The sequence below is a fragment of the Paracoccus denitrificans genome (genome assembly GCF_900100045.1).
In the GTDB taxonomy this organism is placed as follows: domain Bacteria; phylum Pseudomonadota; class Alphaproteobacteria; order Rhodobacterales; family Rhodobacteraceae; genus Paracoccus; species Paracoccus denitrificans.
This window is the reverse complement of the sequence record NZ_FNEA01000041.1, coordinates 1-13,503: the sequence shown is the minus strand read 5'-3', so window position 1 is coordinate 13,503 and position 13,503 is coordinate 1. Positions and strand designations below refer to the sequence as shown.

Annotated in this window: 13 protein-coding genes, 1 pseudogene and 1 other annotated feature; of the genes and pseudogenes, 4 read left to right on the top strand and 10 right to left on the bottom strand. The window is 66.4% G+C overall.

What is annotated here, in order from left to right; translation table 11 throughout:
- Positions 1-25 precede the first annotated feature (25 nt).
- Positions 26-901, bottom strand: a complete 876-nt coding sequence (locus BLT64_RS23105) for a branched-chain amino acid ABC transporter permease (RefSeq protein WP_011749812.1) — start codon at positions 899-901, stop codon at positions 26-28.
- 75 nt (positions 902-976) lie between these two features.
- Positions 977-2,218 carry an ABC transporter substrate-binding protein gene (locus BLT64_RS23100; protein WP_011749811.1) on the bottom strand — a complete coding sequence of 414 codons (1,242 nt, stop codon included), beginning with the start codon at positions 2,216-2,218 and terminating at the stop codon, positions 977-979.
- A 141-nt stretch (positions 2,219-2,359) separates the two neighbouring features.
- Here BLT64_RS23100 and BLT64_RS23095 point away from each other — a divergent pair, with 141 nt between their 5' ends.
- The gene (locus BLT64_RS23095; protein WP_231000475.1) at positions 2,360-3,028 is read left to right on the top strand and encodes a GntR family transcriptional regulator; all 669 of its coding nucleotides are present in this window, start codon (positions 2,360-2,362) and stop codon (positions 3,026-3,028) included.
- Positions 3,025-3,792, top strand: coding sequence for an SDR family oxidoreductase (locus BLT64_RS23090; protein WP_011749809.1), 768 nt, complete (start codon positions 3,025-3,027; stop codon positions 3,790-3,792). Before BLT64_RS23095 ends, BLT64_RS23090 begins: the two co-directional genes overlap by 4 nt.
- Positions 3,793-3,947: 155 nt before the next feature.
- Here BLT64_RS23090 and BLT64_RS23085 read toward each other — a convergent pair whose 3' ends face one another.
- Genes BLT64_RS23085 through fmdA form a run of 3 tightly spaced genes read right to left on the bottom strand, consistent with a single transcriptional unit; the run spans position 3,948 to position 6,053 of the window.
- Positions 3,948-4,244: a zinc ribbon domain-containing protein gene (locus BLT64_RS23085; RefSeq protein WP_011749808.1), complete on the bottom strand. Its 297-nt coding sequence runs from the start codon at positions 4,242-4,244 to the stop codon at positions 3,948-3,950.
- A gap of 9 nt (positions 4,245-4,253) precedes the next feature.
- Positions 4,254-4,766 carry an AmiS/UreI family transporter gene (locus BLT64_RS23080; protein WP_011749807.1) on the bottom strand — a complete coding sequence of 171 codons (513 nt, stop codon included), beginning with the start codon at positions 4,764-4,766 and terminating at the stop codon, positions 4,254-4,256.
- A 60-nt stretch (positions 4,767-4,826) separates the two neighbouring features.
- Complete coding sequence (gene fmdA, locus BLT64_RS23075) at positions 4,827-6,053, bottom strand: formamidase (RefSeq protein ID WP_011749806.1); 1,227 nt, start codon at positions 6,051-6,053, stop codon at positions 4,827-4,829.
- A 227-nt stretch (positions 6,054-6,280) separates the two neighbouring features.
- Between fmdA and BLT64_RS23070 the strand changes: the two genes are divergently transcribed.
- The gene (locus tag BLT64_RS23070; protein WP_011749805.1) at positions 6,281-8,905 is read left to right on the top strand and encodes an ATP-binding protein; all 2,625 of its coding nucleotides are present in this window, start codon (positions 6,281-6,283) and stop codon (positions 8,903-8,905) included.
- A complete protein-coding gene (locus BLT64_RS23065; protein ID WP_011749804.1) occupies positions 8,902-10,017 on the top strand; it encodes a sensor histidine kinase in 1,116 nt (371 codons plus the stop codon). The genes BLT64_RS23070 and BLT64_RS23065 overlap by 4 nt, the downstream gene beginning before the upstream one ends.
- On the opposite strand, the gene BLT64_RS23060 is transcribed toward BLT64_RS23065, so the two are convergent.
- From BLT64_RS23060 to BLT64_RS23045, 5 genes and pseudogenes are all read right to left on the bottom strand, one after another.
- On the bottom strand, positions 9,993-10,745 hold the full coding sequence (locus tag BLT64_RS23060) for a winged helix-turn-helix domain-containing protein (RefSeq protein WP_049792423.1): 753 nt from the start codon (positions 10,743-10,745) through the stop codon (positions 9,993-9,995). The two genes, BLT64_RS23065 and BLT64_RS23060, sit on opposite strands and share 25 nt — an antisense overlap.
- A gap of 186 nt (positions 10,746-10,931) precedes the next feature.
- Entirely contained in the window at positions 10,932-11,315 is a 384-nt protein-coding gene (locus BLT64_RS23055; RefSeq protein WP_011749802.1) for a hypothetical protein, read from the bottom strand.
- A 110-nt stretch (positions 11,316-11,425) separates the two neighbouring features.
- The gene (locus BLT64_RS23050; RefSeq protein WP_041530364.1) at positions 11,426-11,911 is read right to left on the bottom strand and encodes a hypothetical protein; all 486 of its coding nucleotides are present in this window, start codon (positions 11,909-11,911) and stop codon (positions 11,426-11,428) included.
- A gap of 13 nt (positions 11,912-11,924) precedes the next feature.
- On the bottom strand, positions 11,925-12,098 hold the full coding sequence (locus BLT64_RS27025; protein ID WP_157137452.1) for a hypothetical protein: 174 nt from the start codon (positions 12,096-12,098) through the stop codon (positions 11,925-11,927).
- Positions 12,099-12,212: 114 nt separating this feature from the next.
- Positions 12,213-13,478 (bottom strand): annotated as a pseudogene (locus tag BLT64_RS23045) (IS3 family transposase).
- Positions 13,081-13,197 (bottom strand) — a sequence feature (AL1L pseudoknot). (Overlaps the previous pseudogene by 117 nt.)
- Positions 13,479-13,503 lie beyond the last annotated feature (25 nt).

The window sequence follows — 13,503 nt, the reverse complement described above, 5'->3', positions numbered from 1 at the left end:
ACGTTTTTGGGTATTCATCTGAAACCTATTCAAAGCGGGTGATGCGTTCGCCGAACAGCCCGCGCGGCCGCAGGAACAACACCACGAACATCAGCAGATAGATGGCCAGCATCGAATATTGCGTATAGCCGATGCCGATCATCAGCCCCTTGACCAGCCCGACCAGCAGCGCGGCGACGACCACGCCCCAGAACGAGCCCAGCCCTCCGATCACCACAACGACGAAGGCCGCCGTCCCGACCTCGACCCCCATCATCGGGTGGACGGGCTGCAAGGGGGCCATCAGCACGCCCGCAAGGGCCGCGATGGCGATGGCGATGGCGACGACCGCCGACAGGTAGGGCCGCAGGGAAATCCCCAGCGTGCCGAGGATGTCGGGATTCTGGATGCCCGCCCGCACGATCCGCCCGAAGGCGGTCCTGTTCAGCAGCACCCAGACCGCCGCCACCGTCGCGACGGCGATGCCGATCAGGAAGAAGCGATAGCGCGAATAGACGAAATCGCCCATGAAGACCTGCCCGCGCAGCTCGTTCGGCATGGAATAGGCGCGGGGAGAGGCGCCGAAATACCAGCGCAGGCTCTGCTCGATGATCATGGCAAGGCCAAAGGTCAGCAGCAGCGAATAAAGCGGATCCTCGCGATAGAAGCGCGTGAACAGCGTGCGCTCGACCACCATCGCGACGCCCGCCGCGATCAGCGGGCCGACGATCAGCGCCCCGAAAAAGCCGATATGCGGCGTCAGCACCAGCGCCAGATAGGCGCCAAGCGTGAAGAACGCCCCATGCGCAAGGTTGACGATCCCCCCGAGCGAGAAGATCAGCGACAGCCCCAGCGCGATCAGCATGTAATAGAAGCCGTCGAGCAACCCGTTCAGAAGCTGCGAAAGAAAGACCAATGTCATGAGGCATCCCCAATGGCATGAGAGATGATCGGGCGCGTCGCCGGGACGCGCCCTGCCCTTGCGGGTTCTTCGGGATCAGAACGTGCAGTCGCCGCCGACCGCGCCCTTGATCAACTCGTCCAGCGGCACCTCCGCTCCGGGCAGCGGCCCCGAGGTGGTGAAAATGTCCCATTCGTTCTGCACCTCGGACGGATCGAGGGCGGTGACGGCATAGACCTCTTGCAAAAGCTGGTGCGTGGCGGCGTCGAACCGGCCCTTGCGGTCCTTGAGGATGTCGAACTCGGTCGCGGGGTCTTCGAGGAACTCGATCAGCGCGGCCGTATCGGTGCCGCCGGTCTTCGCGATGGCCTCGGCCGCAATGCGCACGGCGATATAGTCGGAGTAAGCCTGGTTTTCTGCGGGCTTGCCGTATTTCGCCTGGAACGCCTGCGCGAAAGCCTGCGAGGCGTCGGTCTGCACCTGATGGGTCCAGATGCAGGGCCATGTGCCCTTGAAGTCCTGCGGACCCGTCGCCCATGCGATGGAGCTGTTGTAGTCGAAGCCGCCCAGCGGGATATCCAGGCCGAACTCGCCATATTGCTTCATGAAGCTGGCGCCCGAGGTGCCCGCGAGGTTTACCACGATCAGGTCGGGCTGAAGGTTGCGGATGTTCAGCAGATGCGACGAGAAATCCGTCGCGTCGGTCGGGATCAGCTCATCGCCGACCGCCTGCCCGCCATGCCGTTCAAGGAAGCCAAGCGCACCGTGGCGCAGATCGTGCCCGAAGGCGTAATCCGAGCTGAGAATGAACCACTTCTTGTCCTTCACCATGTCGTTCTGAAGGAAATACTGGCCCTCGGCGTTCACATACATGACGTTCTGCGCCTCGGTGTGGAACATGGTGCGCTTGCAGTCGCTGCCGCGCAACGTGTCCGAGTTCGCGCCGGTGTTGATGAACAGCTTGTTCGCCCGCGCGGTGACCTGCGCGATGGACAAGGCCGAAGCCGAGGAAATCTCGCCGATGATCATCGCCAGGTCGCGGCGCTCGACCAGCCGCTCCGCCTTGGTGGTGGCGGTCTGCGGGTTGACGGAATCCTCCTTCACCACGGTCAGCATGCGGCCGTTGATGCCGCCGTTGGCGTTGATTTCCTCGACGGCGAGATCGACGGCCATCACCGCATATTCGCCCATCGGACCCAGAAAGCCCGTGCGCGGCGTCAGGTGGCCCAGCACCACCGCATCGCCCTGCGCGCGCAAAAGGCTTGGCGCGGCCAGCGTCATCAGCCCCGCCGCCGTTCCGGTTTTCAGCAGTTGTCGGCGCCCCATCGTCTTGATCATGACACTCTTTTCCTCCCTGAGACCTGCGGAGCCGTCGCCTCCTCCGGCTTGACTTCCGGCTCCATCAGTGTGATCATAGATCATACTGGAATCGAAATGGGCCCTTTGTCAATGACCGAGCTGAGCAACCCGCGCCCACCCATGAAAACGGCGTCCCTGACCGGACAGGTCTATGACGCGATTGCGGAGATGCTGCTGGATGGGACCCTCAAGCCCGACAGCCGCACCTCGATCCGCGAACTGAGCGAATATCTGGGCGTCTCGGCCATGCCGGTGCGCGAAGCCATCGGCCGGCTGGTCGCCCAGGGCGCGCTGGCGATCCAGCGCAACAAGGCGGTGGTCGTGCCCCCGATGACGCCCGAGGATCTGCGCGATCTGGTCCGCACGCGCGTGCTGCTGGAATGCGAGGCGGCGCGGCTGGCGGTCGACCGCATCCCGGATTCGGCCATCCTCCGCATCCGCGAATTGCACGAACAGTTCAGCCGCGAACTCAGCGCCAACAACCGGGCCGCAGCCCTGACGCTGAACCGCCGGCTGCATTTCACCCTTTACGATGCCGCCGAATCGCCCAGCCTGCGCAACCTGATCGCCATGTCGTGGCTGCGCGCGGGCCCGATGATCTCGCTGGATCTTGGGCCGCACAACGCCATCGAGCGTGCCAGCCATTCGGTCGATGCCCACGCCCATCTGGTCGCAGCGCTGCAATCGCGCGACCGCGAGGCCGCCGCCAAGGCGATCGAACTGGATATCACCACGGCGGCCGGCATCATCCTGGAACACCTGGCACATGCAAGAGAAAGCCGAACATGACCTACCAACTCGAGGGCCAGCGCGCCATCGTCACTGCCGGCGCCTCGGGCATCGGCCGCGCCATCGTCGATGCGATGCTGGATTGCGGGATGCGCGTCGCGGTCTGCGACATCGATGCGACAGCGCTGGACAGCCTGCCGTCCGCGGTGTTCGCCCGCAAGATCGACGTATCAGACGAGGCCGCCCTGACCGGCTTTGTCGGTGAGGCGATGGATCACCTTGGCGGGCTGGACTGCCTGGTCAACAACGCCGGCATCGCCGGGCCGACAGCGCGGATCGAGAACATCGATTCCGCCGATTGGCGGCGGACGCTGGACATCGTGCTGACCAGCCAGTTCCTGACCGTTTCCACCGCCGTCGCGGCACTGCGGAAAAGCGAGAATCCCTCGATCATCAACATATCCTCAGTCGCGGGCCGGGTCGGCTTCGCGCTGCGAACGCCCTATGCCGCTGCGAAATGGGGCGTGATCGGGCTGACGAAATCGCTGGCGATCGAGCTTGGCGGGGACGGGATCCGCGTCAATGCCATCCTGCCCGGCCTGGTGGCAGGCGACCGTCAGCGCCGGGTGCTGGAATCCAAGGCGCAGCAACGCAATATCAGCTTCTCGGAAGTCGAGGCCGAGGCATTCCGCTATACCTCCATCAAGGAATACGTGCCGCCGCAAGCCATCGCCTCGCAGGTGCTTTACCTCGCCTCGCCGCTGGGGCGTTACGTCTCGGGCCAGGCGATCTCGATTTGCGGCGACACGCAGATGCTGGCCTGAAACCGCCAATCGGCGATTTTCCTCGCGAGCGCCTTCGCACATCGTCGCGGAAGAACGTGCTGGCAGGGCGCCCCACGAATGTATCCGCAGCGCCCGGACCTGGGAGCAGGCGGATCAACCGCGAACCCGATCCGCGACATACCGGGTCCTGGCCCCTAGCACTGGCCGAGCATCCAGCGCCGCGAGGTGGGCGGCGCCTTCTTCTTGCACAGGTTGCAGCCGCAACTGGGCAGGTGGCCGCGCTTGACCACGCGAGGCTCGGCCGAAGTCGCCTCGGCGCGACGCTCGGCCCGGCGCAGCGCGCTTGAAAGCGTGCTGACCAGCGGCAGGGCCGGCAGCACGGCGCCGGGCGCGCCGCAATGCGGACAGGGGGCGCCGGCAAGGCTGGCCTCATAGCTCATCCGCTCGGTGAAGATGCCATGTTCGGCACAGGCGAAATCATAGATCGGCATGGCAAAACCTCACATCAGGCCGTCGAGCAGCAGGAAACCGGGCAGCCAGCCGGTCACGATTCCGGCCAGCAACGTCACCCAGGCGGTCGGGCGCAGGATAGGCCGTCCCAGCGCCAGCAGCAGGAAATACATGAACCACAGCACGCCCCAGATCAGCCAGTTTCCTGCCAGCCAGATCTCGGCCGGCGAGCCGGCGGCGCTGATCGCGCGCAGAAAGACCGGAACGGTGCTGATCGCCACGAACAGGCTGAACCAGCCCAGGCCCCGGCCATCGACCGCAGCGACGCGGTTATAGGCCACCCAGAAATAGGTGGTGCTGAACATCAGCGTCAGCGCCGCCGCCCGGACCGTCTGCATATCCGCCCCCGAACCGAAGGCGCCCTGCACCACCACGCCCGCGGCGACCAATCCCGAGACCACGTTGATCACCACGATCTCGCGATCCTCGATCTTGCCCATCAGCCACAGCCCGTTGAGAAACAGCACCGCGCCCACATAGAACAATAGAAAACCAAGCAGCATGGACCTCTCCTCCTGTGGAGCCGCGCGCCCCGAAGGCCGGGACGCGGGCGCGTGGAACCGTCAGCTGGTTCTGGCGACCGAAACCTCGGGGACCGAGCGTTTCGGCCCGTCGCCGTTGGGCCGGATGTCGAAGTCGAAGATGCCGGTCGGGATCGCCAGCGTCGCGCAGACATTGGGGATGTCCACGATGCCGGCGATGCGGCCCTCGACCGGGGCGGTGCCGAGGATCATATAGGCCTGCTCGCCCGAATAGCCGAACTTCTTCAGGTATTCGATGGCGTTGAGGCAGGCCCGGCGATAGGCGACATGGGCGTCCAGGTAATATTGCTCGCCCGTGTGCTCGTCGACCGAGATGCCCTCGAAGATCAGGTAGTCGTCGAAATGCGGGTCGATGGGCGAAGGCCGGAAGATCGGGTTGATGACGCCGTATTTCGCCATGCCGCCCTTGATGATCTCGACCTTGATCTCGATCCAGCCGGCCATCTCGATGGCGCCGCAAAAGGTGATCTCGCCGTCGCCCTGGCTGAAATGAATGTCGCCCATCGAAAGGCCGCCGCCCTTCACATAGACCGGGAAATAGACCTTGGAGCCGCGCGACAGGTTCTTGATGTCGCAGTTGCCGCCATGCTCGCGCGGCGGCACCGTGCGCCAGGCCTCATCGGCGGCGCTTTGCGCGGCGGCGCCCTTCATCTGCCCCATCAGCGCGGTCGCGGCATGGGGCGGCGCCGCCAGCGGCGGGACGCGGTTCGGGTCGGTGGCGATCAGCGCCGCCTCGCGCCGGTTCGCCTCGGCCAGCAGCTTGTGGTCGGGCAGGCAGCCGATCAGGCCGGGATGGATCAGGCCGGGATAGCGCACGCCGGGGATATGGCGCGAGGTGGTGTAGATGCCCTCGAAATCCCAGATCGACTTGGTGGCCTGCGGGTAATGCTCGGTCAGGAAGCCGCCGCCGTTCTCCTTGGCGAAAAGCCCGTTGAAGCCCCAGCGCGAATCCTCGAGCGCACCGATATCGAGGATGTCCACCACCAGCAGGTCGCCCGGCTCGGCCCCCTCGAAGCCGAAGGGACCGGACAGGTAATGCACCCGCGTCAGGTCGACGTCGCGGATATCGTTGGCACTGTCGTTGTTGCCGATCTGGCCGCCGGTCCAGTCGTAGCATTCGATGCGCAGCACCTCGCCGGGCTTGAAGGTCTCGACCATCGGGATGTCGGGATGCCAGCGGTTGTGCGGCTTTTGCGCGGCGTCCTCGGGGGCCGTGTTGAGATCGACCTTGAATACGGTTTTCGACATGTTCTCCTCCCTCCTTGCGGACCGGCGGGCAGGCCGGTTCCCCGACCAGCCTGGGCCGGGCATGTAATCGCAATGCATGCCGAAAGCCGCGGAAATGTAATTCTTTGTAACCGCCGCTTGCGCGGCTCGCGGTTTCGCGGCGCCATGAAATGCAAGGGGAATTCCCAGCCCGGGCAAAGCCCGCTAGGCTGGCTGCGGCGGCCGCAGGGGGGCAGCCGGGGGGAGCGATGAACAGGCATAGCGCCATCGAGGGGGCCGACCTGCCGCCGCGGGACGAAACCGGCTTTCCCGGTCTCGAACCCACGCCGCGCAGCTATCAGTCCTGGGTCGCGGACGAGACCATCGAGGATTACGCACTGCGCTACGCCCCCGCCAGCCATCGGCGATGGAGCCCCACCACGATCACCCATACCGCGCTGGGGGGCATCTCGTTCCTGGCGCTCGAGGCGATCGGGGCGGCGCTGACCATCTCCTGGGGGGTGCATGTGACGGTGGTGGCGGTGCTGATCGCCTCGGTCTTCATCTTCGTCACCAGCCTGCCGATCGCCTATCATGTGGCGCGCGCCAATGTGGACATGGACCTACTGACGCGGGGCGCGGGCTTCGGCTATATCGGCTCGGCCATCACCTCGCTGATCTATGCCACCTATACCATCATCTTCTTCGCGCTAGAGGGGGTGATCATCGGCCAGGCACTGCTGGTCTGTTTCGGCCTGCCGCTGCCGCTGGGCTATCTGCTGTCGGCCCTGGCGATCCTGCCGGTCGCCTCGCGCGGCATGACCGCGATCTCGCGCTTCCAGGTGGCGACGCAGCTGCCCTGGATCGTGCTGGCCCTGCTGCCCTTTGCCGCCATCGCCTGGGCCGAGCCGGATGCGGCCGCGCGCTGGCTGGCCGCGCCCGGTCCCGCCTTCGGCCTGCTGTCGCTGGGCGGCGCCATCGGCGTGCTTTGCGCATTGACGCTGCAGATCGGCGAACAGGTGGACTACCTGCGCTTCCTGCCGCCGCGCGAGGCCGTGACGCGGCTGCGCTGGTGGGGCGCGCTGATCCTGGCCGGGCCGGGCTGGATCCTGATCGGCGGCACCAAGATCCTGATGGGCAGTTTCCTGGTCTGGCTCGCCATCGGCGACGGCATGGCGCCGGAATTCGCGGTCGAGCCGATCGGCATGTTCTGGCACGCCTACGAATACCTGTTCGGCCCGCGCACGGCGCTGCTGGTCGCGACGGTCTATATCCTGGTCGCGCAGGTCAAGATCAACGTGACCAACGCCTATGCCGGCTCGCTGGCGCAGTCGAACTTCTTCCTGCGCGTGGCGCGCTATCATCCGGGGCGGCTGATCTGGCTGCTGATCCATGTCGCGATCAGCTGCGCGCTGATGCTGATGGGGGTCTTTGCGACGCTTGAGGCAGTGCTGGCGATCTATGCCAACCTGGCGCTGGCCTGGCTGGGGGCGATCTTTGCCGATCTGGCGGTGCTGAAGCCGCTGCGGCTCAGCCCGGCACGGATCGAGTTCAGGCGGGCCTACCTGCCTGACTTCAACCTGGTCGGCTGCGGCGGCATGGCGCTGGGGGCGCTGGCGGGGCTGGCGCTTTACGCCGGGCTGGGCGGTCCGATCGCGCAGGCGTGGTCGGCGCCCATCGCCTTTGCCCTGTCGCTGATCGCCGCGACCGGCCTTGGCCTCATGCGGCACGGGCGCGGGTTCATTGCCCGCGAACCGCATGTCTTCCGGCGCCGCAGCCGCTGCGACTGCGCCATCTGCAGCCATGGCTACGAGACGCGCGACATGGCCTATTGCACCTTCTACGAGCGGCCGATCTGCTCGCTTTGTTGCAGCCTGGAGCCGCATTGCCGCGATTTCTGCAAGCGCAGCCGCACGCCCGGCGCGGTCGATCCCGCGGGCGCCCCTGCCCTTCGGCTGCATCGCATGCCGCCGCGGCTGGGGCGGCGGGCATGGCAGGTCGCGGCCATGTTCGCGGTGCTGATGGCGGGGCTCGGCATGCTCTACCTGATCGCGCGGCACCTGTCGGCCAGCCTGCGCGCCATGCAGGTCGTCGCGCATGTCTTCCTGGGCTCGGCGCCGCCCCTGGCCCTGCTGGCCTTCTGGGCGGTGATGGCGAACGAGCGCCGCCGCCTGACCGAAGAGGACCTGATCGACGCCCTGCGCCGGCTGGGCTCGACCCAGCGCGAGCTTGCCATCCGCCAGCGCCTTGCCGCCGTGGGCGAGGTCGCGGCCACGATCAGCCACGAGCTGCGCAACCCCTTGGGCACCATCACCAGCTCGGTCGAGGTGCTGTCGCGCAGCCCCGGCCTTGGCCCCGACGCGGAAGAGGACGTCCAGCGCATCCGCCGCAACATCGCCCGCTGCAGCCGCATCATCGACATCCTGCTGGATTTCGCCCGGCAGGGCGCGCATGAGACCGTGCCGGTCGATCTGCGCGACTGGCTTTCGGGCCTTGTGGCCGAACACCCGGCCGGCGCCCATGTCGTGCTGGAGGTGCCGGCCGGAATGCGGTTGCGCTGCGATCCGGCACGGCTGCAATTCGCCATCCGCAACCTGATCGAGAACGGCTGGCAGGCCGCCGAATCCGTGCCCGGCCGAGAGCCGCGGGTGATCCTGCGCGCCTTTCGCGACGGGCACCGCAGCATCATCGAGATCGAGGACAACGGCCCCGGCCTGCCGCCCGAAATCCGCGCCCGCGCCTTCGACCCGCTGGTGACGACCAAGGCATCGGGCGTGGGGCTGGGCCTGTCGCTGGTGCGCCGCGTCGCCGAGTTGCATGGCGGCGACGCCTGGATCGAGCGCACCGGCCCCGAAGGCACGGTCATGCGCCTGAGCGTCGCCGCGCAGCCATGACCCGGCGGCTGCTCATCCTCGACGACGATGCCGATTTCGCCATCTCGACCTCGCGCGCGCTGGCGCTCGAGGGCGTGGAATGCCGCATCGCGCCGGACGGGGCCTCGGCCCTTGCCCTGCTGGAGGTCGAGCCGGTCGAGGTGGTGCTGATCGACATCAGGCTGCGGCACGAGGACGGGACCGAGCTTGCCGCGCGCCTGCACGCGCGCCATCCCGGCCTGGTCATGGTGATCATGACCGCCTATGCCTCGGTGGACAGCGCCGTCGCAGCGCTGAAGGCGGGCGCCTACGACTATCTGCGCAAGCCCTTCTTCCTGGACGAGCTGATGCGCGCGCTGGAGCGCTGCTTCCAACTGGTCGAGCTGCGGGCGGCCAAGGCGCGGGCGGAACGCGAGCTGGCCCTGATGCGCCAGATCGAGGCGACCTCGCAACTGGCCGCCGGCCTGTCGCATGACTTCAAGAACATGCTGGCCGTCATCCGCGCCAATCTGGCGGTGATCGAGGAACGGCTTCCCGCGCAGGACGGGCTGAAACCCTATGCCGGCGACGCGCTGGACGCCGCCCTGACGGCGGGCGAACTCGTCACCCGGCTGATGGGGTTCGCCCGCCAGCCCGTCCTGTCCCCCGAACCCCGGGACCTGCGCCTGCCGGTCAGGACCACCGCCTCCATGCTGGCGCGCACGCTTTGCGCCGGGATGAGGGTCGAATGCGACCTGCCCGGCCATCCGCTGCTGGCGCCCGTCGATCCGGGGCAGATCGGGACCGCCCTGGTCAACCTGCTCATCAACGCGCGCGATGCCACCGATGGCCGGGGCCGGGCGCAGATCGCGCTGCGGCATGTCTGGCGCGGCGGCGATTATGCACGGCTCACCGTCGAGGATGACGGCCCGGGCTTCGACGCCGGCGGGCTGGACCATGCGCTGGAGCCGCTGTTCACCACCAAGCCCGAGGGGACCGGGCTGGGGCTGTCGATGATCCAGCAACTGGCGCTGGTCAGCGGCGGCGACTTTCGCATCGGCAATGCCGAGGGCGGCGGCGCGCGCGCGGTGCTGGACCTGCCCTGCCTGAAGCCGTGCACCGGGCCGGATCAGGGCTCGGGCGAGAACATGTAGCCGGTGCCGCGGATGGTGCGGATGCGGCGCGGCTCCGGCCCGTTGTCGCCGATCTTGCGGCGGATCTTGCCGATCATCACATCGACCGAGCGGTCGTAGGGCGACCAGTGGCGGCTGACGGTAAGGTCCAGAAGTTGGTCCCGGCTCAGCACCCGTCCGGGCCGCTGCGCCAGCACGCTGAGCAGGTTGAACTCCTGCGTGGTCAGGTTCTGCACCCCGCCCTGCGCATCCCGCAACACGCGGGCATCGAGATCCAGCAACCAGCCGTCGAAGCCGATCCGGCGCCCTTCGCCCCGCGGCCGGGCCGTGCCGGCGGGCAGGCGGCGCAGGATGGCGCGGATACGGGCCAGAAGCTCGCGCGGCTCGAAGGGCTTGACCAGGAAATCGTCGGCGCCGATCTCGAGCCCGACGATGCGGTCCAGCGCATCTTGCCGGGCCGAGAGGAACAGGATGCCGATGTCGCGCTCTTTCTTCAGTTCGCGCGCCAGCACATAGCCGTCCTCTCGGCCCGGCAGGCCCACGTCCAGCACCACGAGGTCGAACCCCTTGGCGGCCAGCGCCCGGCGCATCGCGGCGCCGTCATGCGCGGCCTCGACCAGATAGCCCTGTTCGGTGAAGTAGCGGCAGAGAAAAGCGCTGAGCTTGCGGTCATCCTCGACGAAAAGGATGCGCTGAGGGGGTTCCGTCTCATGCGTCAGGGCCGGAGTGCCGGCCGGCTGGGAAATCATGGCGGGGCGTTCCATCAGGCTTGGATGCGGCCGGTTCAGGCGTCGGGAAACCTGGAGCTTTCTCAACATAGCCGAGCGAAATCGGCCTTCATAGCCCCCTCGCAAGCTCCGGGGCGCCTCCGACCGCGACGCCTTGGAGAAAGCGCAGGACGATCGGCAGAGAGGGCGCGGCCAAGGCCCCGGCGCTCAATCCCGCCAGAACGGCATGCGCACGCGGCAAAAGCTTCCCACGGCCATCCCGGCCGACAGGGAGCCGTCCTGCGGTCCCGAACCGAACTCGGACAACCCGGCCCCTTCGGCCTTTTGCGCGGGATCGAGAGTGAAGACGATGCCTTGCCCCGCCTTGCGCGGCTTGGGCGTGGCGCGCCAGATCCGCGTCTGGCTGGGCTGCCCCAGGACCCGCCGCGCAAAGTCGCCCGCAGCGCACCAATAATCGGTGTCGTCTCGTCTTGCCTCATGGGCGACCGCGATCTCGGTCGGGCCGATCTGCGTTACCGTCATGCCGTTCTGGGCCGTAAAGGCCGCCGCCGGCATCGGCAGCAACAGCGGGACAAGAAACATCAGTCGCATCGCACATTCCCCTGGGACATCCAGAGTATACTGCTTCATGGGCAGGGACAGAGCCAATATTCGCCGGGTGCAAAGATTTCCGGAAACCCTGGGCGTACCCGGCAAGACGCTCAAGGCCCGACGAAGGTCCAGTCGACCAGCACGGTCTCCGGACGGCAGTAATGCCGCTGGATCTCGGTTTCGCCCGCGTCGCTCTGGAACGCTTCCTGGCTGTCGAAGACATGCAGCTGCGCGGCGCGGATCGGACTGCCGAAGATGCCCGTGATATAGAAGGCATAGAAATACCCCTTGTTCTCCAGGGCCATGCCGAGGGTCTCCGACACATTGCCGTTGCGACCCCGGAAGTATTTCGTCGAGATCCAGGGGGCGTCCGCGGTGAAATACAGCTCGGATACCGCCGCCCCATCGGCAAGGTTGTAGGTGTAATAGTCTGGCGAGCTGCCCTCGGTGACCGGCCCCTGGCAGAACTCCACCCGCTTTTGCCCGTCGCGCAGGGTGCAGGCGAAATAGGTCGAGGCAGGCGGCACGCAATTGGCCAGCCCCATCCCAGCCCAGAGGGCGCCGGCAAGGGCCGCGAAGGCAAGGCGCTTCAGCATCCGATTCACCTCCTCAGCCCGGGCCGAAATTGTCATTGTCGACCTCGATGGTGCTCGGGTCGCAGACGCGGCGGGCGACGGGCTTGCCGCTTGCATCATCCTGCAAATCCTTCAGGCTGGCATAAACCTCCAGCACCGCAGGAGTGGGGGACGGCGCGATCTGATCGGTGGTTTGCGGAAAGAACATCAGGTTCTTGTCGATCAGAAAGCCGTAATATGTGCCCTTGTTCGACGCGGCGGTGCCATAGCCTGGGCCGATCCCTGAACCGCGCCGGGTTTTCCGGAGGCTGATTTCGATTAGTTACGCGGCCATGTCTTCAGTTTCCAGAGCGGCGGAGAAGTTGGCCTCTGCTTCGGCTGGCGGGATGTTCCTGATCGGTTCGAGCAGGCGGCGATTGTTGAACCAGTCGACCCATTCCAGCGTGGCATGTTCGACAGCCTCGAAGCTGCGCCACGGGCCGCGCCGGTGGATAACCTCAGCCTTGAAGAGGCCATTGATCGTCTTGGCCAAGGCGTTGTCATAGCTGTCGCCGACGCTGCCCACCGAGGGTTCGATGCCAGCTTCCGCCAGCCGCTCACTGTAGCGAATGCTCAGATACTGCGAACCGCGGTCGCCATGGTGGACCAGCCCCATGCCCTTGGTTGGGCGGCGTTCGTGAACCGCCTGCTCCAAGGCATCGAGAACGAACCCCGCATGGGCCGAGGTGCTGACCCGCCAGCCGACGATCCGCCGGGCATAGGCATCGATCACGAACGCGACGTAAGCGAAGCCTTTCCAGGTGGCGACATAGGTGAAGTCGTCGTCCATTGGGCTCGGACCAATGGCGCCACAATGGACGACCCCAGAGCATGTTCGGCGCAGGCACGCGAAACTGGCGGTTGACCTTGTCCAGCGGGCATGGCGCCTTCTTGTCCGGGATCGTGGTCCGGTGCGGCTTGCCCCGGACAATGCCTTGAATGCCCATGCTCTTCATCAGCCGCGCTACCGTGCAGCGGGCGACATCGAAACCCTCGCGGCCAAGCTGCCGCCAGATCTTCCTCATGCCGTAGAACCGCCAGTTCTCTTCGAAAACCCGAAGGATCTCAGGGTGGAGAGCCTCGTCCCGGCGAGCCCGATCAGACAGCAGGGCCGGATCGGCCCGCTTGGCCAGACGTTCATAGTAGGTGGACGGGGCGATCGGCAGAACCGCGCAGATCGCCTCGACCCCGTGCGCATTCCGATGCGCGTCGATGAAGCCCACCATCACTTCGACCGGCGGTCGCGCTCCGCCATCGCAAAATATGCTGACGCCTTGCGGAGAACCTCGTTGGCCTGGCGCAACTCGCGGTTCTCGCGTTCCAGCGCCTTCATCTTCTCGGCCATCTCGGTCGGGATCCCCGCCCGCTGGCCGCTGTCGACCTCGGCCTTCTTCACCCACTCGTTCAGGGTATGGGCAGAACAGCCGATCTTCGCGGCAATCAACACGATCGCCTGCCATCGCGACCCATGCTGCCCCTCGTTATCGAAGACCAGCCGCACCGCGCGTTCACGCACTTCGGGGGAAAACTTGTTCGTCGTCTTGCTCATGATGCTCCATCCTACTCAGGAGTTG